The 3153-nt window shown below is 48.0% G+C and carries 3 protein-coding genes; all 3 read left to right on the top strand.

The window, feature by feature from the left end:
• On the top strand, positions 1 to 875 hold an 875-nt coding region (locus tag AC1DH9_RS26010), incomplete at its 5' end, for a glycosyltransferase (RefSeq protein WP_477809060.1).
• A gap of 2 nt (positions 876 to 877) precedes the next feature.
• Positions 878 to 1912, top strand: coding sequence for a polysaccharide biosynthesis protein (locus tag AC1DH9_RS26005; protein ID WP_071555825.1), 1035 nt, complete (start codon positions 878 to 880; stop codon positions 1910 to 1912).
• A 4-nt stretch (positions 1913 to 1916) separates the two neighbouring features.
• Positions 1917 to 3035, top strand: coding sequence for a UDP-2-acetamido-2,6-beta-L-arabino-hexul-4-ose reductase (wbjC, locus tag AC1DH9_RS26000; RefSeq protein ID WP_477809059.1), 1119 nt, complete (start codon positions 1917 to 1919; stop codon positions 3033 to 3035).
• Positions 3036 to 3153 lie beyond the last annotated feature (118 nt).

The raw sequence follows: 3153 nt of genomic DNA, 5'->3' as shown, positions 1-3153 counted from the left end.
GGGTGGATGTTGTATGTGTCTATGCGGCTCATACGCCCAATCTGCTGGCTGCCTATATTCTACGAAAACTCCACGGTATTCCTTATTTTGTTTATATACCTGATCTGCCCTCTTATATGGATATGGGGATGAACAGATCTTTTTTTATGCGGCTCTTGAAAAAGCTGGATGCTCGTATTATTGATTTTCTTATTTCTGCGTCCTCTGGTGTTTTTGTTACAAGTCAGTACATGGTGAAAGATAGCGCCAAGTGGTCCGATAAAGCGTACTTGGTGCTTGAAGGTATTTCCAGTTCTGCTGCGCTGGCTGTAAGCAGTGATGTGTCGCAGGGAATGCACAAGAAGTTTATTTTTTATGCGGGCGGGTTGAATAAAGCTTATGGAATAGTTGAGCTGGTTGAGGGTTTTATAAAGGCCGGTGTTGACTATGAGTTGTGGTTGTGTGGGCGCGGTGAGCTGGAGTCGTATCTTTCTGAAGCCTCTGCTCGGCATCCATCGGTGAAGTACTTGGGTTTCTTGAGTGTCTCGGAAGTTGAGAGGATACAGGCCAGTGCTTCGTGCTTGATTTTAAGTAGGAGTCCAGAGTTGCTTTACACGCGCTACTCATTCCCTTCTAAATTGCTTGAATATATGGTTAGTGGCGTACCTGTTCTCACTACGCGACTCGGTGGGATCCCTGATGAGTACTACGAATTTTTGAGTGTTATAGAGGATGCTTCCTCTGATGGTATCAGCGCCGCTTTGAAGGCATTTTGTGCAGCTGATCAACAATTTTTGTTGAATAAGGCGGCTTGTGGTAAGATTTGGGTTTCGGAAAATAAGTCTAGCTTTGCCGTCGGACGAAAAATCGTAGATTTTATGGAGGAACATAATTGACTATTTTTAGTGGTAAGAAACTGTTGATCACCGGCGGGACTGGTTCTTTCGGAAACGCCGTACTTAAGCGTTTCCTGGATACTGATATAGCTGAGATTCGTATATTCAGTCGTGATGAAAAGAAGCAGGATGACATGCGTAAGCACTACGCAAACTCCAAGCTGAAGTTCTATATCGGTGATGTCCGTGATTATCAGAGCGTTCTGAACGCCACTCGCGGTGTTGATTATATTTTCCACGCTGCAGCGCTCAAGCAAGTACCTTCCTGTGAGTTTCACCCGATGGAAGCGGTCAAGACCAACGTCATGGGAACCGAGAACGTACTTGAAGCTTCCATTCAGAATGGCGTCAAACGTGTTGTTTGTCTCAGTACTGACAAGGCCGTTTATCCGATCAATGCCATGGGTATTTCCAAGGCGATGATGGAAAAGGTGATGGTTGCCAAGTCGCGCGGTGCTGATGATGACAAAACTGTCATTTGTGGTACTCGCTATGGCAACGTGATGGCGTCGCGTGGTTCGGTCATTCCGCTGTTTATTCAACAGATTCGTGATGGTAAGCCTTTAACGCTGACCGACCCGAACATGACACGTTTCATGATGACTCTTGCCGATGCTGTGGATCTTGTGCTTTATGCATTCGAACACGGTAATAATGGTGATTTGTTTGTACAAAAGGCGCCGGCGGCTACTGTAGAAGTTCTTGCCAAAGCGTTGACGCAGATGCTCAATTTGCCCGAACATCCGATACAAGTGATCGGCACGCGTCATGGTGAAAAGTTGTATGAGGCATTGCTCAGTCGTGAAGAGATGGCCTGTGCCGAAGACCGCGGTGAGTACTTCCGTGTGCCGCCTGATTTGCGTGACTTGAACTACGCAAAATTCGTAGAGCAAGGCGAAGAGAAGATTTCCCGCACTGAAGATTACAACTCGCACAATACTGTGAGATTGGATGTGGACGGTATGAAGCAGCTGTTGCTTAAGCTTGACTTTATGCGCGCTATTCAGCGTGGCGAATACGCAACGCCTGAGGAGTGACAGAATGAAAGTGCTGATCACCGGTTCCAACGGTTTTGTTGGCAAGAACCTGATAGCGCACTTGAGCGAGCGTAGCGACGTTGAAGTGCTGCGCTTTACTCGTGAAGATGATATCGCGCAACTACCTGCCTTGATGGCTGAAGTGGACTTTGTGTTTCACTTGGCGGGGGTCAATCGCCCGCAGGATCCGGAGGAGTTCAAGACGGGGAACGCTGATCTGACTCGCGCGCTTTGCGAGGCGGTTGCGGCGTGCGGCAGGTCTGTGCCTGTTCTTTATACTTCCTCCAGCCAGGCAGAGCTTGATAATCCTTACGGCAGCAGTAAACGTGCTGCAGAAGAAGCGTTGACCGAACTGGCTGATCAGCACGGCGCGACAGTTTATGTGTTCAGGTTGCCGAATGTTTTTGGCAAATGGGCTCGCCCAAACTATAACTCTGCGGTCGCAACCTTCTGTCATAATATTGTCCATGGTTTGCCTATTCAGATTAATGATCCGCAGGCCAATATCAATCTGGTGTATATCGATGATGTCATTAAGTACTTCATCTACGCGCTGGATGGTCAGTTACCGATTGAGCGATTTGTTGCGGTTGAACCTCAATACGCTATTAGTGTCGGGGCGTTGGCGAAGCAATTAGAGGCGTTTCGTGATAGCCGTACTACATTGATCACGGAACCAGTCGGTACAGGGTTGGTGCGAGCGCTATATTCTACTTACGTCAGCTATCTGCCACCCGATCGCTTCACTTACGAGGTTCCCAAGTATGGGGATCCTCGGGGTGTATTTGTTGAAATGTTGAAGACGGGGGACAGTGGTCAGTTCTCCTACTTTACCGCTCATCCAGGGGTGACACGTGGTGGTCACTACCATCACTCGAAAACTGAAAAGTTTCTGGTGATTAAAGGTAAGGCATGTTTTCGTTTCCGTCATATAGTCTCTGGGGAGTTTTACGAGTTGTTCACAACAGGTGAGCAGCCGGAAATTGTCGAGACTGTGCCAGGGTGGACGCATGACATCACTAATGCGGGAGACGATGAAATGATCGTCATGCTCTGGGCCAACGAGATTTTTAATCRTGAGCTCCCGGATACCTATGCACGGCCATTAGCGACTCCGGTATAAGGCATGAGGTGCTCTCTGCTCTGTTTGCATGCTTTGAGTGCACAGTGCAGAGAGCCTGTCTGTTGGTAAGTGTGCAATGAGCCCCATATTCTAATCAGCCACTTGAAATCTATTCTCC

The organism is Pseudomonas sp. 05T35, from assembly GCF_056396605.1.
This window is presented reverse-complemented; position numbering and strand designations above follow the sequence as displayed.